The 22,406-nt window shown below is 32.9% G+C and carries 18 protein-coding genes and 1 riboswitch; of the genes, 12 read left to right on the top strand and 6 right to left on the bottom strand.

The genetic code is table 11. From position 1 onward, the window contains the following. The first annotated feature begins 36 nt into the window (after positions 1 to 36). Positions 37 to 519, top strand: coding sequence for a hypothetical protein (locus tag QWY92_RS17730; RefSeq protein WP_290273852.1), 483 nt, complete (start codon positions 37 to 39; stop codon positions 517 to 519). A 49-nt stretch (positions 520 to 568) separates the two neighbouring features. On the opposite strand, the gene xdhC is transcribed toward QWY92_RS17730, so the two are convergent. Beyond that, on the bottom strand, positions 569 to 1,339 hold the full coding sequence (gene xdhC / locus QWY92_RS17725) for a xanthine dehydrogenase accessory protein XdhC (RefSeq protein ID WP_290273849.1): 771 nt from the start codon (positions 1,337 to 1,339) through the stop codon (positions 569 to 571). Between the two features lie 176 nt (positions 1,340 to 1,515). After that, positions 1,516 to 2,319, bottom strand: coding sequence for a DUF6503 family protein (locus QWY92_RS17720; RefSeq protein WP_290273846.1), 804 nt, complete (start codon positions 2,317 to 2,319; stop codon positions 1,516 to 1,518). A gap of 231 nt (positions 2,320 to 2,550) precedes the next feature. On the opposite strand from QWY92_RS17720, the gene QWY92_RS17715 reads away from it, so the two are divergent. From QWY92_RS17715 to QWY92_RS17700, 4 genes are all read left to right on the top strand, one after another. Next, positions 2,551 to 3,555, top strand: coding sequence for an LLM class flavin-dependent oxidoreductase (locus QWY92_RS17715; protein WP_290273843.1), 1,005 nt, complete (start codon positions 2,551 to 2,553; stop codon positions 3,553 to 3,555). A 231-nt stretch (positions 3,556 to 3,786) separates the two neighbouring features. Next, positions 3,787 to 6,510, top strand: a complete 2,724-nt coding sequence (locus QWY92_RS17710; protein ID WP_290273840.1) for a DUF2339 domain-containing protein — start codon at positions 3,787 to 3,789, stop codon at positions 6,508 to 6,510. Next, the gene (locus tag QWY92_RS17705) at positions 6,494 to 7,735 is read left to right on the top strand and encodes a hypothetical protein (protein ID WP_290273839.1); all 1,242 of its coding nucleotides are present in this window, start codon (positions 6,494 to 6,496) and stop codon (positions 7,733 to 7,735) included. The genes QWY92_RS17710 and QWY92_RS17705 overlap by 17 nt, the downstream gene beginning before the upstream one ends. Before the next feature lie 281 nt (positions 7,736 to 8,016). Next, positions 8,017 to 9,339 (top strand): sensor histidine kinase, encoded by a 1,323-nt coding sequence (locus tag QWY92_RS17700; RefSeq protein WP_290273837.1) that lies wholly within the window; start codon positions 8,017 to 8,019, stop codon positions 9,337 to 9,339. 90 nt (positions 9,340 to 9,429) lie between these two features. On the opposite strand, the gene QWY92_RS17695 is transcribed toward QWY92_RS17700, so the two are convergent. Further along, complete coding sequence (locus tag QWY92_RS17695) at positions 9,430 to 9,846, bottom strand: DUF6789 family protein (protein ID WP_290273835.1); 417 nt, start codon at positions 9,844 to 9,846, stop codon at positions 9,430 to 9,432. A gap of 320 nt (positions 9,847 to 10,166) precedes the next feature. Continuing rightward, positions 10,167 to 11,027: an outer membrane beta-barrel protein gene (locus QWY92_RS17690; RefSeq protein WP_290273832.1), complete on the bottom strand. Its 861-nt coding sequence runs from the start codon at positions 11,025 to 11,027 to the stop codon at positions 10,167 to 10,169. Between the two features lie 744 nt (positions 11,028 to 11,771). Here QWY92_RS17690 and QWY92_RS17685 point away from each other — a divergent pair. Then, a complete protein-coding gene (locus QWY92_RS17685) occupies positions 11,772 to 11,948 on the top strand; it encodes an adenylosuccinate synthetase (protein ID WP_290273829.1) in 177 nt (58 codons plus the stop codon). A gap of 55 nt (positions 11,949 to 12,003) precedes the next feature. Here QWY92_RS17685 and QWY92_RS17680 read toward each other — a convergent pair whose 3' ends face one another. Further along, positions 12,004 to 12,654: an arylesterase gene (locus QWY92_RS17680; protein ID WP_290274139.1), complete on the bottom strand. Its 651-nt coding sequence runs from the start codon at positions 12,652 to 12,654 to the stop codon at positions 12,004 to 12,006. 118 nt (positions 12,655 to 12,772) lie between these two features. Here QWY92_RS17680 and QWY92_RS17675 point away from each other — a divergent pair, with 118 nt between their 5' ends. From QWY92_RS17675 to QWY92_RS17650, 6 genes are all read left to right on the top strand, one after another. Next, the gene (locus tag QWY92_RS17675; protein ID WP_290273826.1) at positions 12,773 to 13,462 is read left to right on the top strand and encodes an ABC transporter ATP-binding protein; all 690 of its coding nucleotides are present in this window, start codon (positions 12,773 to 12,775) and stop codon (positions 13,460 to 13,462) included. A gap of 44 nt (positions 13,463 to 13,506) precedes the next feature. Then, positions 13,507 to 15,999, top strand: a complete 2,493-nt coding sequence (locus QWY92_RS17670) for an ABC transporter permease (RefSeq protein ID WP_377879028.1) — start codon at positions 13,507 to 13,509, stop codon at positions 15,997 to 15,999. 231 nt (positions 16,000 to 16,230) lie between these two features. Further along, positions 16,231 to 17,214, top strand: a complete 984-nt coding sequence (locus tag QWY92_RS17665) for a nucleoside hydrolase (protein WP_290273818.1) — start codon at positions 16,231 to 16,233, stop codon at positions 17,212 to 17,214. Positions 17,215 to 17,217: 3 nt separating this feature from the next. Further along, positions 17,218 to 18,186, top strand: a complete 969-nt coding sequence (locus QWY92_RS17660) for a phosphotransferase (RefSeq protein ID WP_290273815.1) — start codon at positions 17,218 to 17,220, stop codon at positions 18,184 to 18,186. 427 nt (positions 18,187 to 18,613) lie between these two features. After that, positions 18,614 to 19,213, top strand: coding sequence for a DUF6642 family protein (locus QWY92_RS17655; protein WP_290273812.1), 600 nt, complete (start codon positions 18,614 to 18,616; stop codon positions 19,211 to 19,213). Positions 19,214 to 19,377: 164 nt separating this feature from the next. Further along, positions 19,378 to 20,472 carry an alkene reductase gene (locus QWY92_RS17650; RefSeq protein WP_290273809.1) on the top strand — a complete coding sequence of 365 codons (1,095 nt, stop codon included), beginning with the start codon at positions 19,378 to 19,380 and terminating at the stop codon, positions 20,470 to 20,472. Positions 20,473 to 20,561: 89 nt separating this feature from the next. On the opposite strand, the gene QWY92_RS17645 is transcribed toward QWY92_RS17650, so the two are convergent. After that, entirely contained in the window at positions 20,562 to 21,869 is a 1,308-nt protein-coding gene (locus QWY92_RS17645) for a Na+/H+ antiporter NhaC family protein (protein WP_290273806.1), read from the bottom strand. Between the two features lie 49 nt (positions 21,870 to 21,918). Next, positions 21,919 to 22,016, bottom strand: a riboswitch (SAM-I-IV-variant riboswitch). Positions 22,017 to 22,406 lie beyond the last annotated feature (390 nt).

Raw genomic sequence — 22,406 nt, 5'->3', positions numbered from 1 at the left:
CCTTCTAAAATAATTCAAAAATAACACCTATTTCCATTGCACTATAAAAAACAAAATATATTAAAAGGCGCCATAATTTACAGTGCAGGTGATACTGTTGCTGCACTTTTACTAGCTGAATTTTCTTGGTATCGCGTACTTGGTATGATGTGTATTGGTGCCACGTTTTATGCTTTTGAAATTCCTAATTATTTTGATTGGATTGTAAAAAAGACGCAGTTTTTAACTGGAATAAAAGCCACGGTTACAAAAACGATTTTAGCCATTATGTATTTTAACCCGTTATGGATTGCGAGACATTTGCTATTTATTAAATTGTTTTCTGGTGAATTTAACGCCCTTGGATTCAATTTATTGGAAATTGCTTTCTGGTCGTTTTTGGTGAATATTCCAATTTCGTTTACAGCGAATTATATCATTCAGAATCGTTTCAAACTAAAATGGCGTTTTTTAGGAAGTGCTGTTTTTTCTGCCTTTATGGCCGTTTATTATGCATTGAGCGAAACTATCTTTAGTTAAATTCAACTTGTTTATTTCTATTATCAGATTATATAATTCAGAAAAAACGTTATCCTTTATAATGCACTTGTAGTAATTGTGCAGCTACATCTATAGCGATTTCTTTTGGTGTGTTTCCTCCTGTATTTAAGCCTATCGGACAAATCACATTCGTCATGCCTTCCTTAATATTCAAATCTTTAATGAGCATATTATGGAATCGTGTACGTTTTGTTTTACTTCCTATTAAACCTAAAAAACGGGTTTCATTTTCAAGCGCCATAGCAATAATATCAAAGTCGACCGAATGATCAGGGGTCATCACCAATACATAGCAGTTTTTTCCCCAGCTTACAACGTCTCGAAAGGTTTTAAAATCGTCTAAATTAACAGCATGGAAAGTTATACTTTCATCTAAAGATAAGTTTTCAAACCAATGATTTCGGTAATCGATTATATTTACTTTAAATGGCGTATCGACTAATATTTCAGCCAATTCAACGCCAATATGTCCGGCACCAAATAGAAATAATTGAGGAGATTGATTCATGGGTTCTATAATAAATTCAACTTTTCCGCCGCAGCATTGTTCAAATTCTGGACCTAAGGTATAAGCACATTGGATGATTCTATTCTCTGTAAGTGCTATTTTGGCTTCATCCATAGCTAAGAACTCTAATTTTCCACCACCAATAGTGCCGTGTAAAACACCTTTATCAGTTATAATCATTCGGGAACCCACAATGCAGGGTGTTGAGCCTAAACATTTAGTTACAGTCAACAATGCAACGGGTTGTTGCTTGATTTTAAATTCCGATAAAAGATCTATCCAATGTTTCATTCTTCATAAAAAGAGAATTTAAAAATAAGGTTTTTATTTGATTATACATTCTGTAAATACAACTTCTATAACAGACTTATACATTTCAATATTCATCATAAAAAAAAGCGCAAGTTTTAATGACTTACGCTTTTTGTATTTATTGAATTAATGCCGTTAAGACATCGTTTTAAAATCTATTGCTTATTTAAATTAACAACGTTTTCAGTTTCTATTTTAGATAATTCTTTTAATTCTCCAGCTTCATACAGCTTTGGCAAATCTTTTAAAGGCGTGCCAACCTCAGCTTCATAATTAATGTAATCTTGAAAAGTAATACCATTTACAACACGCTTGTTATAAGCACTTCTAAAACGCACACCGCCTTCATTTACGCTATAATTATAAGCTAAATAATCTATTTTATGGTTTGTTGTATTTATCCAGTAATGGTAAGCATCGTCAAAATCTTCTCCGCCACCTTCTTCATTGAACGTGACCCCTATAACAGCATAAGGCTCACCTTTAATTGTGGTGTTTTCGATAAAGGTTTTATTCACCGATGCATCATTTAATTTGTATGGAAGTGTAGCAAAATAAATTACCGAATTTAAAGCCCCCTTTGCACTATTAATTTTCTTCTGTGTAAGTGCTAAAAAATGTCCATCTTCCTTTCTTGAGAACAGGTCGTTTTTTAGAACATCTTCCGTTAACGCATCATCCTTTCTTGAGATTTTCGTGTATTCAAAATTTTGTCCGTTATTTTTAAATTTATACGTATCCCCTCTAAATTCGAATTGATAATACGCCGTATTATACAAATCGCCACCATGAGCCTCTATGGCTTCATTTAGAATTAACTCCGCTTTTGAAAGCGTTACAACTTCAGGAGTTGGTTCTTCCTGGGTTAAAATGGAATTATTTCCCTTTTTAACTTTGGTATTACATGCTAAAAGTGTCGTAATACTAGCTATAACTATAAGATGTTTTTTGATTTTCATTTTATACTACTTGTTTTTATTCAAAGTTATGGTTTTGTCGTAAAACGAAAGAAAAACTGTCATGGTAATTTCAGGCTTTAACTAAGTTTTAGTAATACAAGAGCAAACCATTTACAGTTTAGTTCTTTGCTATAAAAAGATACGTTAAAGTCGTTATCTTTATATCTAGAAAATTAAAAACGGTATGGATTTTGACCTTATTCACCCTTTAGAATCGCATAACATTTACTTATGAAAAACAAACCTACCGCGTATTCCATTTTAGACCTTGCTTTAGTGTCTGATGGCCATACGCTTAAACAAACATATAACGACGCTTTAAACTTAGCTCAACATGCTGAAACTTATGGATACACACGCTATTGGTTAGCAGAACACCATAACGCACCAAATATTGGCAGTAGTGCCACATCGGTTTTAATAGGCTTTGTAGCTCAAGGCACAAAGACTATTAAGGTGGGGTCTGGCGGGGTTATGCTACCCAACCATTCGCCCTTAATTATTGCCGAACAGTTTGGTACTTTAGGATCATTATACCCTAATCGGATAGATTTAGGCTTAGGTAGAGCACCTGGAACCGATAGAGAAACGGCGCAAGCCATACGTTCAGATTTTATGGATGCTGCGCATGCGTTTCCAAATGAATTAGAAAAAATACAAACTTATTTTTCTAAGAAAAATGCAACTTCCAAAGTGCGAGCAACCGTAGCCGAAGGTGTAGAAGTACCTATTTATATTTTAGGTTCTAGCACAGATAGTGCCCATTTGGCAGCTAAAAACGGATTACCATATGCTTTTGCAAGTCATTTTGCAACTACACATTTATGGAACGCTATTGATATTTATCGTAAAGAATTTCAGCCTTCCAAAGATTTAGAAACGCCTTACGTTATGGCCGGTGTCAATATTATAATTGCTGATACTGATGAAGAAGCACAGCGTTTATTCACCTCATTAATACGCATGATTGTGGGCATTTTTACTGGGAAACGTGATTTTGTACAACCACCAACAGACATGACGGCAGACTTAAAAGAGATTATTCAAAATCCGCAGGTGCACCAAATGTTAAAGTATTCTTTTGTAGGTAGCAAAGCGACTGTAAAAGCTCAAGTTAAAACCTTTATGGAACAAACTCAAGCAGATGAACTTATTGCTGTTACTAACATTTATGATGTAAAAGACAGAATACGATCGTACGAATTGCTTGCCGAAATTATGAAGGAATTAATTTAAGCTTTAATTACAAATCGGCTTTCAAAACTTATACCGCTAAAACCACCAAGAGCAAAGCATCTTTTAAGTGAAAAATAAATCTGTTTTTTTTAACTATATTTTCGTTAAAAGATGCTTTTACCAAAAAAATCTATCCATTTTATTCTTCTTTTTTATCTAGAATATATAATCTTAAAGATTAGTATTACATTGCATATTATTATTTAAAGCACTTAATACATCCAACTCCCTATGGAATATATTCTTTCAGTCGTCATTATACTTTTATTAATTTTTCAGAACTCTAAATACAGCAAAAACAACAGTCGCTTAAAGGAAGATATTGATGATTTAAATGAAAAAGTTAACGGACTTCACAAGTTATTAAAGCGTGAGCAATTTCATAATTCCTCTATAGAAGAAACGGTTCAGAATAATGCTTTTGACTACGAAGTTGAAGACGAACCTATTGAAAAGGTGGTTCCTGAAATCATTATTCCTCCAATAGAAAAATCTTTGGAATCTTCTGAAATTGTTCAGAATACTTCAGAAAACGACTACTTGCCAACTTATGCTAGCGTTACTAAATTAAAAGCTAAAGATGTTGAGATTATAAAAAATATATTAGTTACTGCGGAAACGTCTCAAGACACTGAAACTTTACATAGGTTACGAAATAAAATGGTTGATGTGCTTGGCATTAATACCGTTAAAGAATCTAGCGATTTAGAGTTCATTAACACCTTGTTAAATGATTACAAATATTACAACAACGAGACTTTTAATACTACTGCTGAAACTCCTAACAACACGGATACTGAAATTCCTTTAGAAGATCAAGACAGTACTTATTTAGCATCGGCAGCACCTATTAAAAAAGAAGAAAAAGAACCTACGCTACCACTTTGGGAACGTTTTAAACAGAAAAACCCCGATTTAGAAAAGTTTATTGGCGAAAACCTAATCAACAAAATTGGTATTCTAATCCTTGTTTTGGGCATTAGCTATTTTGTTAAATACGCTATAGATAAAGATTGGATTAACGAACCTGCTCGTGTTGGTATTGGTATTCTTGCTGGTAGTTTAGTGTTATTTATCGCACATAAATTGCGTAAAAAATATGCGCCGTTTAGTTCTGTACTTGTTGCAGGAGCTATTGCTATTTTTTACTTTACTATTGCTATTGCGTTTCACGAGTATAAGTTGTTTGGCCAAGAAGTTGCTTTTTCCATCATGGTCATAATTACGGCTTTTAGTTGTCTCATTTCATTATCATATAATAGAATGGAATTGGCTGTATTATCACTTATTGGTGGTTTTGCTGTCCCATTCATGATTAGTACTGGTAGCGGTAATTACGTTGTATTATTCACCTATATCGCCATTTTAGACATCGGCATATTAACATTGGCCTATTTTAAAAAATGGCAACTTTTACATATTCTAGCCTTTATATTTACTATACTGCTATTTGGAGGTTGGGTTACTAAAGATTTACTTTCCCTAGAGCCTCATTATTTTGGCGCCTTAGTTTTTGGTTTTATTTTCTACTTAATATTTATAGTGATGACCACTATAAACAATTTACGAAACAAAGGGAGTTTTACCGGTATTCAATTAGGTATGTTGGCTACCAATAACTTTGTATTCTACGGTATTGGTATGTTTGTTTTATCGGAATATAATCCAGAATTAAGAGGGCTCTTCACAGCCTTTTTAGCTTTAATGAACATGGGGTATTCGCTGTTATTATTCAAGAAATTTGGTTTAGACAAAAAAGGAATTTATCTATTAATAGGTTTAAGTTTAACCTTTATTACTTTGGCCATTCCTATACAGTTTTCAGGAAACAACATTACAGTGTTCTGGGCCATAGAAGCCGTTATGCTGATGTGGTTGGCTCAAAAATCGCAAATTAAAAGTTACCGTTTTGCTTCTGTTATTGTGCAAGCTTTAATGATAGGTAGTTTGGTGATGGATTGGGAGGTTTATACTAATGCTGAAGCCTTTAACATTATACTTAACCCTGTATTTATAGCTGGCTTTTTAGTTGTACTATCTCTAGTTACTGTGCATCTATTATTACGCAAGGAGACTGAAAAATTAGAAAAGTTTGGTTTGGTGTTTAATCCAATATTCTACAAAAAACTAACGCGCATTGCTGCTGTAGTTGTGGGTTATTTTGTGGGATTAACAGAAGTGATTTATCAAGCAGATCAATTCTTTATGATGAACGGGTTGTTATCCGTTTGTTTACAATATCATTTTCTGTTTTCAGCTGTATTATGTTTTGTTTTATACCGAAACAGAACAACTAGCAATGATAAATTAATTAATGTAGTCGCTATTTTTAACATAGCCATATTCGCCATTGGAATAGCCAAATTACCCATGTTAGAATTTGAAGAAAACTTACTATATGATTTTAATTATAGTATTTCCTATGCCATGCACTTTGTTGGCTTGGCCTTTGTTTTATATTTCTGGTATTTGGTTTACAACAGCAATAAAACGCAAAAAGTATTTTCTATATTTAATAATAAATTAACCATTTGGTTGGCCGTTTTTGCCTTAGTACTTATAGCAAGCACCGAAGTCATTTTACAAGGACTTCATTTAATGGACTTCTCCATAGCGCAAAACGAACAAACTAATAAATACGCTTTAATATCAACGGCGCAATATAAAATAATAAAAACAGGGCTTCCCGTATTATGGGGCGTTTTGGCTTTTGTATTGTTACTTTGGGGTATTAAAAAACAATTAAAATCTCTACGAATTATTGCGCTAACACTTTTAGGACTAACCATTGTTAAGCTTTTTGCTTACGACATTAGTAATGTCTCTGAAACTGGAAAAATTATCGCCTTTATATTACTAGGAATCCTAATTTTAATTATTTCATTTATATATCAAAAAATAAAAGTTTTGGTTATTGATGATGAGAAAACAACAGAAAATGAAAACATCGATTAAACTACTTTTAATGTTTTGTGTTACTATGGCTTTTGGTCAAAAACACACCGTAGAAGGAGAAATAAAACCTGTAACAGAAGCTGGGTTGCACCACATTCCCGTGCCTTATAATTTTCGCACACATGCTACAGCCGATTTACGCGATCTAAGAATTTTAGACACTCAAGGCAATCAAGTGCCTTATTTTTTAAAATCGGTAACGGCTTTTAAAACCACTCAGGTTTCAGATTTTACAGAATACGCTGTTATTTCGTCGTCACGAGTAACGGATAGCACCTCGACTTATATCTTTGAAAATCCAGATAAAGCCATCAAACAAGCCGTGTTTTTAATTGCAAATTATCAAGGTAATAAAAGTTACAAACTAGAAGGTAGTAACAATAAAACAAAATGGTTTGGTATTGTAAACAACGGTCAATTAAATAATTTAAGTCATCCTGAAGATACTCAAGTCTATAAGGTTATTAATTTTCCTTTAGGCGCTTACCGTTATCTAAAAGTGGTTTTTAATGATAAGCATTCATTACCAATAAACCTTTTAAAAATAGGGAAGGTGAGTGCAGAGAAAGAAACTATATCGCCAATAAAAATGGATGATATTCCTGTAAAAACAATTTCTTATTCAGAGGAAAACAAAAAAACACTAGTGCATATTACTTTTGAAAGACCAGAAGTAATTCATCAAATGAAATTGAATATTACAGAACCGGCACTTTATAGTCGTAATGCTACATTATATACTTTAAAATCGCGCGAAGAAAAGCATAACAAGGAAACGTACAAAAATTTTATTGCTACATTGTCCATACGTTCCGATAACGATCTCGTTTTTAATATTCCCACAACGGTTGAAGGTGAACTATATTTAGAAATTGATAATAAAGACAATCCCAAACTTGAAATTAGCAGCATCTCTTTTATGCAAAAGCCTGTATATATGGTTGCCGCTTTAAAGCCCCAAACCACTTACAGAGTTACAGCTGGCGACAAAGCGCTTAACTTCCCTGATTACGATATTTCAGAAGTCGCAAACACCTTAAAAAATATGTTACCAACAGCTACAATAACTTCAATAAACACCGTAAAACAAACTGGTAAAGCCGTAGCAGAAATATCGTTTTGGCAACAACCTTGGTTTATGTGGTGTTGTATTGGTGTGGCTGCACTCATTATTGCTTTTTATGCTTCTAACTTAATAAAAGATTTAAATAAAAAACAAAGCTAATTTACATGCTAATGTTTTTAAGGAAGTAAATTTGTGGAGTGAGAATTCCGCAGGTTTACTTTTTTTTGATCAATACTTTTATAAACCTAAAAAGAGTACTAAATACAAAGTTTAAAAATCAAATTAAGAATACGGACTTCACTAAATTTCTATAACCTTTATTCAGCCTTGTAGTATTTTATTTCATTTCCTACTAACTTATATTTTAATAAGAAGAATCTAAATATTATATTAGACAACGTATTAGTGGCGTACGTACTATCTTAAACAATATAAATCGAATGAAAATAAAGCAACAAGATTCCCAAAAAACAATTTTAAGCACTGATTTTAACCAGGAAGAAAAAGATAGAATTATAGAACGTCAACTTCGTTTTCAAGATTTATTAATAAGTATTTCAACCACATATATCAATTCTGATTTATCAGATATTGATCAACTTCTTAGAAAATCGCTTAAACAAATAGGGGAGTTTGTAGAATCAGACAGAAGCTACATTTTCTCTTACGACTTAGTAAACAAAACCGCCTCAAACACTTACGAATGGTGTGCAGCAGGTATTGATCCAGAAATAGACAACCTACAAAACATTCCCATTGATTTTATTACACAATGGTTGGAAGCTCATAAAAAAGGAGAGGCTTTTTATATTGAAGATGTGAGTTTATTACCCGATGAAGGTGAATACGGTTTAAAAGCTATTCTAGAACCGCAAGGCATTAAAAGTTTGATAACCATACCCAAAATTAAAAATAATGAATTAATCGGTTTTATTGGTTTTGACTCCGTTAAACAGATTAATAAATATAACGATAAGGAAAAAGAAATTCTATTTGTTTTTGCAAATATGTTAGTAAATGTTACACAACGCAAAGAAAATGAAGAACAGATAAAGGAACAAGAAAGAAAAAAAGAAGAATTATTAAAAAGTTTATCGCAACAAAATGTTGAGTTAAATGAATACGCTCACGTAGTATCTCACGATTTAAAAGCGCCATTAATTAATATTCACACCTTAGTTGGCTGGTTTATTCAAGACCATAAGGATAAAATATCAAAAGAAGATTTTAAGCCGTTACACCAAGCTCTGTTTAATGTAGAAAAAATGGATTTTTTAATAAAAGGCATTTTAGATTACTCCATAGTAGACAGATTAGATTCTGAAGATAAAAACGTTGATTTAAATACCATAATCGATGAGGTTTTACAAACCCTATTAACACCAAATGAAACTAAAATTACAGTTCAAGAAAACTTTCCAACATTGTTAGGTAATACATGGCGATTTAAGCAAGTGTTTCAAAATTTAATTCAAAACGCTATTAAATATAGTGATAAAGAAAACGGAATTATTAATGTTGGTTTTATAGAAAAACCAGAGCATTACGAGTTTTTTGTAAAAGACAATGGAATGGGAATTAAATCTAATTATTTCGACAAAATTTTCAAAGTCTTTACCAAACTAGAAAGCACCGGATCATCTTCTGGCATTGGGCTTTCAATTGTTAAAAAAATTGTCACCTATTACAAAGGTACCATTTGGGTAGAAAGCCAAGAGGGAATGGGCTCAACATTTTTCTTTACGCTGCCAAAAACAACATAAGTATTCAAAATGAAAATTGTATTTATTAATACTGATTTAATACAACTTTAGTATTAGTAAATTTAATTTCAAGGGTAGTAACGCATATTGTTATTCCTCCATAGTTTTAGCCATTACCACACCAAATACAACATGCCCAATAAGCATAGCTGTTAATCGCATAGGCATCGAACCTTCCAATCGTGGAATATCGAAAATCTCTCCGATAATTTTCATACCTATTAGAGAAAGTCCCACAGCGGCAATACCAAAAGTAGCACCTTTTAACCAGGTACTTTGTATGTCAAAGTTTGGAGCAAAAGCGCAGTTGTAGCCTAAAGCAAAAAGAATACCAATTAAGAAGTGTAAAAACCAAGCTACTACTACAGAAACCCCCATACCAACCGATAGAATTTTCCACAGTGTCATTTCCCGCATACCATTATTAGGCGCCATTAACATACTGATTGTCATGGTTCCGGTTCCAATAATTCCTGCAAATATTGATTTTGAAGTATCTTGATTCATTGAATTCGTGATTTTTAAAAATAATATTCCTTTTTTATTGTTTTAAAAAAAAGTGCGCTTTGTTTAAGCTATAACCGAAAATAAGTTGGCTTTATAATTAGAGTATTGATTACAATAAACAAGTTAAAGTAATTGCACGCTAATTATTACCTCATTAGAATAGATTATTGCCGTAGAAATTGTAAAACGAATGAAATGAATCCATGATTAATTAAGTGTGCACCACATTATATAGATTATACTTAAATACAACCACAAAAAAAACCTTGTTCTAATTAAAGAACAAGGTTTTTCTTATCATTTTTTAAAAGTGCAAACTACTATTTTTCCGCTCGTTTTTTAAACTTATAAGTAATTCCAAAGTTAAGTCCGAAGGAAGAATAAGGTACTTTTTGAGATAATTTTTTAGATGGATCTGTATTGGTATTAGACAAATCATCTACATACGTTGTTTTTTTAACCGTACCATCTGGCAAGTTGTCTAACGAGTAAAATCCCTCTACTGCAACCGTACCATCAGGTAATACGATATTGGTGTTAAACTCAGAAAGTTCAGAGTCTTTACGCTTTAAACTAATACCGTAATATTCTGCTTCTACAAACAGACTAAAATTAGAATCTAAATCAAATTTATAACCTAACGCACCTACAAAACCCAATGGAAAATGTCCGTGAAAATCTTCGGTGTAAGTTGTTTCAGAAAAAGAACCAACTGGCACATTAAAAGCATTCGCCTCCGCTTCCGAAAACGCCGCTTTTCTAGACACTACAGCTTCCGTTTTTCCGCCTACTTTTATTAAGGCACCAAAACGCCCGTAAATATTATTAGTAAACTTATAAACCACAGATGCCGATGCCCCAAAAGCACGTGCTCTAGCCACGGCATTTATATCTGTATTTGGTATATTAACCTCCGATACTGTTTGGTCTGCACCTTGTAAATACCCCAAACTTAAATCGGCACCAAAAGAGTCGTTAAAAAAATAAGTCCCTCTCAGTTGCACATTGGCACCTTCGCCATAACTTCCATAAGAATTTCCTGTTTCCGATACATTGACCGTTTCTCCTAATTTCATGCCCGCACTAGCAAAGGCATAACCTGTACTCACCGATACTTGAACTTGACCATAAGCCAACGCACTCATTACAACAGCTGAGAGTGCTAAAATTTTATGTTTCATAATTTTTATTTATGTTAATGTTTTAAATGAAAATATAACTCACTTCGCTACACTTTCAATATGCCGCAAAGATACTTTTTTTCACAATGTTTTTTTACATATTTACAAATTATGGCTTATATAAATTTAGAATAACACTTAAACAACCACATAAACTTACAATTCCTTAAAATTGAAAGTTTTTTTACTAATTAAAGATTGTCTTAATCTTACTAATAATTAATATATTCAAGCTTTAAATGACTTCTGCTTTCGGTTTTTTTATTTATGTAACAAATGAATAACGTGTTTTTCAATTCTGAAGATTAACCATGTAAAAATAGAACATACATTGGATAAAAGGGTATAGTAGTAATGGTATATTTCTTCGGAAATTTGCATCAGAGATATTTAAGAATGCTCTGTTAAACATTAAAAATAATACGCTTTGAATAATACAACATTTACCCCAATATTTTCACTGAAGAATTTATTTTCTTCAAACACAGTAAACCATACAGGAAAAGCTAAACCTACAACATTAAAAGCTTTCACCTTTAATTTAATTAAGAAACTTCTTAGTGCACCTACTAATGCTTCAAATCATTTTAATATTTAAAAATCAATATTATTTTATATAAAAAGGGTGCTCACATTTGAGCACCTTTTTTAGTTTTATACTTTTCTAAAAAAAGAAAATGTAATCTGGTTTTAGATTGGTTAGCCGTTTTTAAATTCATAAATTTGGATATAAACCAAAAAAATATGCTAGCTCTAATTAAAACATCGATTTTACAATTACCCATGGGAACACCAAACCCTGACGATAACCAACCACTAGATTTATCTGATCCGTTTGAGTTGATTGTGTTTATTATTATACCCGTTTTAGCGGTTTTCCTTTATATACTTTGGAGAAAAAAACGTAAGAACAAGAACTAATTTCTCACTAATAAAGTGGGTATTTAGAGTTTTTACGTTATAAAAATTTAAACGCTTATAATATCGGTTGTAAAACATCCCAAACATTTTTAGCCAATATTTCATGACCTTTTTTGGTTGGATGAATACCGTCCGATTGGTTTAAATCTGCAATACCACCAACATCTTCTAAAAGAAAAGGAATTAAGTGCAAATTGTTCTTTTTAGCCAATTCAGGAAACATATTTTTAAATTCTGTAGTGTAATCTTGCCCCATATTAGGCGGGATTTGCATGCCAGCTAAAATAATTATTGTATCTGGATATCTTTTCTTAACCGCATCTATAATGGTTTGCAAGTTATCTTTAGACTGATCTAAAGGCACACCTCTTAAACCATCATTGGCACCCAGTTCTAAAATAAAAATAGTCGGTTTTTCATTTAAAACCCAATCAATTCTATTTTTTCCACCCGAAGTAGTTTCACCACTAACACCAGAGTTTACAATGCTATAATCTAAATCTAAAGCATCTATTTTATCTTGAATAATTCCCGGATACGCGTCGTCAACATCCTCTAAACCATAACCCGCCGTTAAACTATCTCCAAAAAACACTATTTTTTTAGAAGTTGTATTTTCAGTAGTTTCTACTTCAGTTTTAGAATTTGTTTCATCTAAAGCTGTTGTATTTTTAGAAGTATCTTGTTTACAAGAGCACAAGAACATCAGTATATAAATACAACAAAATTTTAAGAAAACCTTTAGAGTTCTCGTGTTGCTATTTACGAGCAATTGTCTATTTTTCAACATCGGGATTTTTTAGTAAAAACATTAAATTAGAGTCATGTCAAATATATTAAAGATTAATGATTTAGAGAAAACTTATACCAGTGGTTCTAAAAAATTAACAGTAATTAGTAATATCTCTTTTGAAATAGAACAGGGAAGTGCATTTTCAATTGTAGGACCATCAGGAAGTGGAAAAACTACTTTATTAGGTTTATGCGCAGGTTTGGATTATCCAACCTCAGGAACCATAGAATTATGTGGCACTGCTTTGCATGATTTGAACGAAGATGAACGTGCCGCTTTACGAAACAAAGAAGTGGGGTTTATTTTTCAGAATTTTCAATTGTTACCGACATTAACGGCTCTAGAAAATGTGATTGTTCCTTTAGAATTACAAGGCGAAAAAAACGCTGCTAAATTCGGTATCGCCTTATTAGAAAAAGTAGGTTTAGGAAATCGTTTACACCATTATCCATCGCAATTATCGGGAGGGGAACAACAGCGTGTCGCTTTGGCGCGTGCATTTTCCAACAAACCATCCATTTTATTTGCTGATGAACCTACAGGGAATTTAGATGAAGAAACTGGCGAAAAAGTGATTCAATTACTTTTTGAATTGAATAAAGAAGCCGGAACCACTTTAGTGATTATTACTCACGATTTAGATTTGGCCAATCGCACACAGCAAATTTTAAGACTGAAAGGCGGAAAAATTATTTCTAACGAAAAAACAAGCGCTAATTAATGAGCAAGATCCATTCAAAACCGAATTTTCAATGGCTTTTAAAAATGGCTTGGAGAGATGGGAAAGCCAGTCTTTCTCGATTACTGCTTTTTATGGCATCCATTATTTTAGGAATTGCTGCCGTGGTTTCCATTCAATTATTCAGCGACAATTTAAAGCAAAACATAAAGCTACAATCCAAAGCCTTAATGGGGGCCGATTTTGTTATCGATAGTAAAGAACAACCTACCGAAAAAACACAAGCCATTATAGACTCTTTAGGTGCCGATGCTTCCGAAGTTAACTTTGTTTCCATGGCGGCCTTTCCTAAAAATAACGGCACCAAATTAGTAAAAGTTAGAGCTATTGAGGGCGCATTTCCTTTTTATGGCAATATCAAAACTACACCAGAAAATGCAGGCGCCACGTATCAGGAGTTAGGCGGTGCTTTAGTGGATGCCACGCTGCTTTTACAATATAATATAACCACCGGAGATTCCATCAAACTTGGGCAATTAACAATCCCAATTATAGGTGAGTTAAAATCTATTCCGGGGAGCACAGCTATTTCGTCTTCTGTTGCACCAACCGTTTTAATTCCGTTTCGTTTTTTAGAAGAAACTGCACTTTTACAATTGGGCAGCAGGAAAGAGTATCAGTACTTTTTTAAAGATCCATCCACCAATTTAGAAAGTTTAAAGAAAACATTAGAACCCATTCTTGAGGCCGAAAATGCCGATCTCGACACCCATATTAGCACCAGTAAACGTTTAGGCAAACGTTATGATAATGTGAGTCGATTTTTAAATTTAGTCGCTTTTATTGCGCTTTTATTGGGTTGCATTGGTATTGCTAGTTCTGTGCATATTTATATTAAGGAAAAATTAAAAAGTGTTGCCGTTTTAAAATGTTTAGGCGCTTCTAGAAAACAAACCTTTTTAATTTACCTCCTACAAATTATTAGCATTGGGCTTATTGGCGGTTTTATAGGTTCGGCCATAGGTACGGCGTTGCAATATGCATTCCCTTATATTTTACAAGACTTTTTACCTTTTAGTGTGGCTATCTCTATTACAGCGCAACCTATAATTATGGGAATTACTCTAGGGGTTTTAATGTCGGTATTATTTGCATTGCTTCCCCTACTAGGCACTTGGTATGTATCGCCTTTGGAAGTTTTAAGGGGTTCGGAAGACAACCTTCAGAAACCTAAAAAAGCACGCATTACAGTCATCGTAGCCATTGCGCTTTTTATCTTTTTATTCGCTTTTTGGATGCTTAAAGATGCTTTAAACGGATTAATTTTTACCGGTGGTATTTTTGTTACAGTGGCTATTATGGCTGGTATAGCCCAAGTATTTATCCAACTGATTAAAAAATATTTTCCAAGTTCTTGGGGGTATACCAAACGCCAAAGTTTATTAAATTTATTCCGCCCGAACAACCAAACTATGGTATTGGTATTAGCAATTGGTTTAGGAACTTTTTTAATTAGTACGCTTTATTTTACTAAAGATATTCTATTGGCTAAAACCACTATTGAAAACAAACAAAATGATGCCAATATCATTTTAATGGATGTACAAAACGAACAAGAAACCGCCCTTTTAGAAACCTTTAACAGTAAAGGTTTGGAGGTGATTGATAATATACCAATCATTACCATGCGTATGCACAGTATTCGTGGGAAATCGGTAAATGAGATTCGCCAAGACACCACCATTAAAATGCGTAAATGGGTTTTAAATAGAGAAATTAGAGTCACCTATAGAGAAAGTTTAGTAGACACCGAAGAAGTTTTAGAAGGGGAGTGGACAGGCCAAGCCGAACCAGGAAAACCCATCTATATTTCTGTTACAGATAATATTGCTAAAGATGCCAATTTAAAACTTGGTGATGCCGTTGTTTTTAATATTCAAGGGGTACTTAAGGAAACCATTGTGGGAAGTATAAGAAAAGTGGATTGGACCTCTATGAAAATAAATTTTAATGTTTTATTTCCAACGGGCGTTTTAGAAAATGCCCCAACATTTAATGTGATGACCACCCATGTGCCTAACGAGGAAAGTTCAGCCGCCTTACAACGCGATTTGGTTCAAAAGTACCCGAACGTTACCATTTTAGATTTACGCCAAGTGTTTACCATTGTTGAAGATATTCTAGATAAAATTTCATGGATTATTAATTTTATGGCATTCTTTAGTATTCTAACAGGCTTTATTGTGCTTATAGGTTCGGTTAGAAACAGCAAATACCAGCGTATTAAAGAAAGTGTTTTATTAAGAACCTTAGGCGCAAAAAGCAAACAAATTTTGCAAATTACAGCTTTAGAATACGTTTATTTAGGTGTTTTAGGAAGCTTAACAGGTATTTTATTAGCTTTTATTGGAAGCCAATTATTAGCCACATTTTTGTTTAAAGAACCTTTTATACCATCTGTAATTCCATTTTTGGTATTTCTACCGAGTATTACGTTTTTAGTGGTACTCGTTGGACTTAGTAATTTGAAATCTGTTTTGAGAAGTCCGCCTTTAGAGGTACTACGGAAAGAGGTTTAACTATCAAATTTGTCGAAATCGAAAATATTTTTTTCACACAAAATCTCTCACTATATATAGTTATCATAATTATGCAACTATCTAAAGTTGCATAATTATGGTTATTTACTAATTTATGTAAGCTGTATAGCACTTCAAAAAGTAATGTTCCGCCAACTGCTACGACAAAACGGAGAATGAGTTGTATAGTTTAGGCTGTACAACCTATTTCAACAAAAACAGAAAGCATACATGCATAATAATAACATTAAACCCCAAATATTTAAGCCTTTAAACCTAGACAAAGCCATTCATACTACTTTGCTTCAATTTATAATTTCAATATCTTTTTTTGCTCATCTCACTTCAGAAGCACAAGTTAAAGATATGCGTTTACCTATTATTATCGACGCAGATACGGCCAATGAAGTGGACGATCTTTATGCCATTGTAAGAGCGATTACAGAACCTAATTTCAATATTTTAGGTATTACTTCAGCACAGTTTCACACATCGCCATTAGCAACAGAAAACACGGTTCAAGAAAGCCAAGATATTAACGAAAAAATACTTCAGTTAATGGGGAATCAAATTATTCCACTTCCTTTAGGGAGTAATACTCCTATCACCCATAGTACAGAACCAGCAAGTTCGCCTGCTTCAAATTTTATAGTTGAAATGGCACATAAATTACCTGTTGGCCAAAAACTAAATGTTGTTATTTTAGGGTCGAGCACCAACGTGGCTAGTGCTATTTTGGAAGACCCATCGATTATAGAAAAACTAAAGGTACACTATCTTGGTTTTTGGCATACTGTGGAAACCAATACGTATAATAAAAAGGAATTCAATACAGGAAACGATCCAAAAGCGGTAGAGATTCTTCTTAACACCGAAGGACTTGACCTCAGCATCATGACAGCAACAACGAGTCAACACTTGGTTTTTACTAAGGATGAGGTTGATGCGCATTTAAAAAACAAAGGAGGTATTTCTGATTATTTGATAAACCGATGGGAAAACTATACACGTTGGTGGACCAAAGACGATCCAGAAAAGAAAAGCTGGATTATGTGGGATGTTGCCATTATAGAAGCTCTTGCACATCCTGAATTATCAAAAATTGAAACGTTTTTAACACCTCCAGAAAATACGCAACGCTTAATAAAAATTCATACAGAAATAGATGTAAACCTTATGAAAAAAGATTTCTGGCAAAGCTTAAATAAAAAATAACCTATGTATTTAGATGCTCATAGTTCCATTTCAGATTTTGAAAATTGTTTAAACAATATGGGTTTTTTAGACCCAAAACAGGAACAAATTCTTTCTATAAAAAAACCAGGAGAGGGCAACATGAACGTTGTTCTTAGAGTGCGCACCAATATACGGTCTTTTATTATAAAGCAATCACGTCCTTTTGTTCAGAAATATCAAGAAATCACTGCGCCTATTGAACGTATTGATGTTGAATATCAATTTTATAAAGCCATTACAAATAAGACTATTGCTCCACATATTCCTAAAATATTGGCGTATAATGCAGAAAATTATTTGTTAATCCTTGAAGATTTAGGAGATTGTAAAGATATGTCGTACTTATATAATGACAGAACTATTGCAACACCTCAACTACATCAGCTTATAGATATCGCTTCGGAAATTCATAAATCTACACCTGTAGCATATCCTGAAAACATGGAATTGCGCTTACTTAATCATCAGCATATATTTGTACTCCCTTTTCTGAAGGATAGCGAATTTTCACTGGATGCCATTCAAGAAGGACTTCAGGAACTGGCTTTAATTTATAGAAATGATGATGCCTTAAAAAAAGAAATTGCAAAGGTGGGCGAGCAATACCTATCGGCAGGAAATACGCTGTTACACGGCGATTATTACCCTGGAAGTTGGATGACAAAAGAAAATCATACGTACGTTATTGATCCAGAATTCAGCTTTATGGGCTTTGCAGAATTTGACATTGGAGTTATGGCTGCGCATAGTGTTATGATTACTATGAATATAGATTGCCTAGAAACCATACAAAACAGGTATCCATCAAAATTAAACAGATCATTACTTGCTCAAGTCGCCGGAATAGAAATTATGCGCCGATTGATAGGTTTAGCCCAGCTGCCTTTAAAAAGATCGATTCATGAAAAAAAGTTACTTTTAAAGATGGCTCGTGCACTTATTTTAGATTAAAAGAATTAATTTTTTAGTTTTATTAAATGGACGTTTCGACCTTTATGAAGGTCCTATATTCTAAAAACACAGATAGCTTAGCCCTGATAGCAGCGACATCCTTTTTTATGTTATTTGACTTTACTAAACTGAGGTTTTAAAAACCATTTTCATGATGAAGAACCTCTTAATATTTGACTACAAAAAAGATATAGCGTATAGCAGGAAATAGCTTCTAAAAAATCATTACCAGATACCGTATGAGGAAATCGCGATGTGAAAGGAATACCGCCTTAAAAACTAATCTTTAAGCACAATCCCTCCTTTTTCTTCTACAACAAAAACGCTAAAACTGTTGACAGTTCTATATGTTTTAACTAAGATCGCTGTAAAGAATAAAAGATTTACATTAATTTTGTTCTTTATATACTTTCCAAAATTCTGAGATTTGTTAGAAAAAAGACAACAATTACCCCAAGAGCAATTAGTAGATACAGATTATTTCATTTACTGTTTGGAAGCCGTTGAAGATATAGAAATAGATGAGGTTACCGAAGCACAAAAAAAATTAGAGCAATTAACTAAGCAATATGGAGTAGCCAGTATTTACAACACATGCGACACCATTGAAGGATTAGAAGACAGCTTAAACACATTGGTTTTAGGAGATCATAATTTTAAAGATTATGAAATCATTTACTTGATTATAACAGGTGAAGCAAACAGTATTTGTTTAAATGATTACTACTACAGTTTACAAGAAATTGCTGAAATTTTTGAAGGACGCCTAGAAGGAAAGATTTTACATTTTTCGAATGCAAAAGTTCTAGATTTAGACGAAGAAGAAGCGCAATATTTCTTGGATATCACAGGCGCAAGAGGTATTTCCGGATACGGTAACGCACATAATGGAATAACTAGCTCAAGTCTAGATATAGCCTTCTTTAACTTATTTAACGAGGATGAAAATATGTTAGATGTTGTGGAGGAGTTGCACCAAAGGCACTACAAACTTTGTAAACTACTTGATTTTAGATTGTATTATTAGACAAGAATCTTATGATTTTTTTTAAATACTATCTTAATACATAAATTACGTACGTCTTATGCGTATAGTGTTAATGTTAAAATGACTCTTAAAATAGGCAGAAATCTCAAAAAGAATAAAGACCTAATGTAAATTTGACCTCAGTAACAATAAATAAAAATCAAATGAGTAAACAACACTTATTAACTCCATATAATAAAAATATAAATTTAAAAAACAGAATCGTTATGGCACCTATGACGCGTGGTCGTGCAGATAACGCGGGTAAAATAGCAACAGACGAATTACAAGGCTTGTATTATGAGCAACGTGCTTCGGCTGGTTTAATTATTACTGAAGGTTCTCAAGTATCAGAACAAGCGGTTGGCTATATTAATACGCCCGGAATTCATACCGACGCACAAGTTGAAGGTTGGAAAAAAGTAACCAAGCGTGTACACGATAAAGACGGAAAAATCTTTATTCAGTTATGGCACGTTGGTCGCATGTCTCATCCAGATTTTCATAATGGCGCATTACCCGTCTCGGCTTCAGCTTTAAATCCTAATTCAAAATCGTTTACTCCAGAAGGTTTCAAGGATACAGTTACTCCAAAGGAAATGACTATTGCCGACATAAAACAAACCGTTCAAGATTTCAAAAATGCAACAGTAAATGCAGTAAAAGCAGGTTTTGATGGTGTAGAAATTCATTCTTCAAATGGTTATTTGTTTCATCAATTCTTCAACGGAACGTCTAATAAAAGAACAGACGACTATGGCGGAAGTTTTGAAAACAGAACACGTTTTTTCTTCGAAGTTTTAGAAGCTATGAAAGAAGTGATTCCACAGGAAAAAATCGGGGTTCGTTTTAATCCGTCGTTAGATGGGTTATTCGGAATTACCATGGATAAGGATACCATTCCAACGTTTGAATACATTATTAAAAAACTAAATGATTACAATTTAGCATACGTGCATTTATCTGAACCGTTTACAGATGTTTCTGATATTCCTTTTGCTGTAACAGAAATAGCAAAACACTTTAGACCATTATACAATGGTACTTTAATGATTAACACAGCGTTTGATCAAGAAAAAGGAAACAACGTATTAGAAGCTGGCGATGCAGATTTAATCGCTTACGGAAAGCCATTTATCTCTAATCCAGATTTAGTAGAACGTTTTGAAAACAATTTAGAGTTAGCAGCATGGGATCAAGACACGTTTTACACCACAGGTACAAAGGGCTATACCGATTATCCAAAGGCTTCTAAATAATCTATAAGCATTATAAAGCAAGGAATTACTTCCTGATAGTACTATAAAAAAACAGCATTTAATTAATATTAGATGCTGTTTTTTTGTTTTTAATTAGAACGTAATCGCAATGGCTTAAAGCTGATAAACAATAATGTGTATATAAATAATAATGCTAAATACCAGGTGTTAGAAACTAAATCTAGGTAATCTATTTTTCCGTTAGAGAAACTTAATATCATTAAAACTTGCGCACCATAAGGTAAAAGACCTTGGGTAATACAAGCAAATATATCTAGTATTGATGCTGTTTTTTTATTGTCTAAATCGTACTCATCATTAATTGTTTTTGCAATAGGACCAGCAATTATTATAGAAACCGTATTGTTAGCAATAGCCATATTAATAGTACTGACTAAAGTTGCAATACCAAGCTGTGCAGACTTTTTATTTTTTATGAGCGTCTTAATTTTTAGAAGTATAAAATCGATACCACCATTTTTTTTAACCAAAGCCGCTAAGCCACCAGTAAGCAAAGACAATAAGAAAATTTCTGTCATATTTGTAAAACCAGTATAGGCTATTTTAGTAGATTCTATAAGTGAAAAATCGCCATAAATTAAACCTAATAAAACACCTGAAATAACACCTAGTAATAAGGTTATAAATACATTAACACCTACTACAGATAATATAATAACCAATATATAAGGCACTATTTTTACAACAGAATAACTATAAGCAACAGTTTCAGTTGCTACGTCTTTTAAACCTAAACCTTGAATAATTAATATGCCTATAGTAAATAGCGCGGCAGGAAGGGCAATTTTAATATTCTCTTTAAACTTATCACTCATTTTACAGCCTAAAGACTGAGTTGCAGCAATGGTAGTATCAGAAATTACAGATAGATTATCTCCAAACATACTACCGCCTAATAACGCTCCACAAAGTATAGATAAATCAACATTACTTTTTTCTGCAATACCTATAACGATAGGTGCTAAAGCAACGATAGCCCCAACCGAAGTACCTGCGGAAACGGATAAAAATCCAGCAACTAAAAAAACACCTAAATAAATATATTGTATACTAATATAATCTAACCCAAGATTTACAATAGCATCAACACTACCTGTTGCTTTTGTAATGGTAGCAAATGCTCCTGCTAATAAATAGATTAAACACATGGTTAAAATCTTATCATCTCCACAACCTTTTAACAGCGTTTTAATTTTAGAATTTATAGATTGTCTAAACATTAAAAACGCCACAATAATACCGACTATAACTGCAATAGGAGCAGGTAATGCATAAAAATCGTTTTGATAGATACCAACACCTAAAAACGTAAATACAAATACTAATAAGGGGATTAGTGCACTAAATTTTGGAGTAATTGTTTTCGAATTTGCCATTTTTCTTTTTTCATTTCAAAAAGGATTTAGCAGCTTATAAGTAGAAATATGAGTTAACATTTGTTCCAATTAATTGGCTTATCTATTTAGCACCTTGCTCGTTATTGCAGGTTGCTATCTCCTTTTTAGAGATTCTTGATAATTAATTTAAAAGTGCAAAATTACTACATTAATAGATTATCATATCCAAAAAAACGTTAATTTTTGTAATAGTTTAAAACTGGATAATTTACTTAGTATAGAATTACAGCTATCAAATAAAATCTAGAACTCTAAGCCACAATTAGCTGTTACATAATACAGATATGAGCATGAAGGCGACGTATTTGTAATTATGTAAAATAGAGTTGAAATGCGCTATAATGTTCTTCAGTATGTAACTTGAGCTTTGGTTAAAGCGAAAGTTGTTACTGCGGTTTCTTTAAAAAATTTATTCTCAAATTCTCTACTACAATATTAATGAAATCGAGGTACGAGATTCACCAGTTATTATTTCTGAAATATAAGAGAGTGAGTAAACACTTTTTACCCGACGGC

The sequence above is a fragment of the Algibacter miyuki genome (assembly GCF_030409805.1).
GTDB classification, from domain to species: domain Bacteria; phylum Bacteroidota; class Bacteroidia; order Flavobacteriales; family Flavobacteriaceae; genus Algibacter; species Algibacter miyuki.
Note: the sequence above shows the minus strand (reverse complement) of the source record. Positions and strands in the feature narration are given on the sequence as shown.

What these genes read in the sequence shown, in the direction of transcription:
- xdhC (WP_290273849.1), bottom strand. Translation starts at nt 1,339, where the DNA reads ATGAAACATTGGATAGATCTTTTATCGGAATTTAAAATCAAGCAACAA.
- QWY92_RS17720 (WP_290273846.1), bottom strand. Translation starts at nt 2,319, where the DNA reads ATGAAAATCAAAAAACATCTTATAGTTATAGCTAGTATTACGACACTT.
- QWY92_RS17715 (WP_290273843.1), top strand. Translation starts at nt 2,551, where the DNA reads ATGAAAAACAAACCTACCGCGTATTCCATTTTAGACCTTGCTTTAGTG.
- QWY92_RS17710 (WP_290273840.1), top strand. Translation starts at nt 3,787, where the DNA reads ATGGAATATATTCTTTCAGTCGTCATTATACTTTTATTAATTTTTCAG.
- QWY92_RS17705 (WP_290273839.1), top strand. Translation starts at nt 6,494, where the DNA reads ATGAAAACATCGATTAAACTACTTTTAATGTTTTGTGTTACTATGGCT.
- QWY92_RS17700 (WP_290273837.1), top strand. Translation starts at nt 8,017, where the DNA reads ATGAAAATAAAGCAACAAGATTCCCAAAAAACAATTTTAAGCACTGAT.
- QWY92_RS17695 (WP_290273835.1), bottom strand. Translation starts at nt 9,846, where the DNA reads ATGAATCAAGATACTTCAAAATCAATATTTGCAGGAATTATTGGAACC.
- QWY92_RS17690 (WP_290273832.1), bottom strand. Translation starts at nt 11,027, where the DNA reads ATGAAACATAAAATTTTAGCACTCTCAGCTGTTGTAATGAGTGCGTTG.
- QWY92_RS17685 (WP_290273829.1), top strand. Translation starts at nt 11,772, where the DNA reads ATGCTAGCTCTAATTAAAACATCGATTTTACAATTACCCATGGGAACA.
- QWY92_RS17680 (WP_290274139.1), bottom strand. Translation starts at nt 12,654, where the DNA reads ATGTTCTTGTGCTCTTGTAAACAAGATACTTCTAAAAATACAACAGCT.
- QWY92_RS17675 (WP_290273826.1), top strand. Translation starts at nt 12,773, where the DNA reads ATGTCAAATATATTAAAGATTAATGATTTAGAGAAAACTTATACCAGT.
- QWY92_RS17670 (WP_377879028.1), top strand. Translation starts at nt 13,507, where the DNA reads ATGGCTTGGAGAGATGGGAAAGCCAGTCTTTCTCGATTACTGCTTTTT.
- QWY92_RS17665 (WP_290273818.1), top strand. Translation starts at nt 16,231, where the DNA reads ATGCATAATAATAACATTAAACCCCAAATATTTAAGCCTTTAAACCTA.
- QWY92_RS17660 (WP_290273815.1), top strand. Translation starts at nt 17,218, where the DNA reads ATGTATTTAGATGCTCATAGTTCCATTTCAGATTTTGAAAATTGTTTA.
- QWY92_RS17650 (WP_290273809.1), top strand. Translation starts at nt 19,378, where the DNA reads ATGAGTAAACAACACTTATTAACTCCATATAATAAAAATATAAATTTA.
- QWY92_RS17645 (WP_290273806.1), bottom strand. Translation starts at nt 21,869, where the DNA reads ATGGCAAATTCGAAAACAATTACTCCAAAATTTAGTGCACTAATCCCC.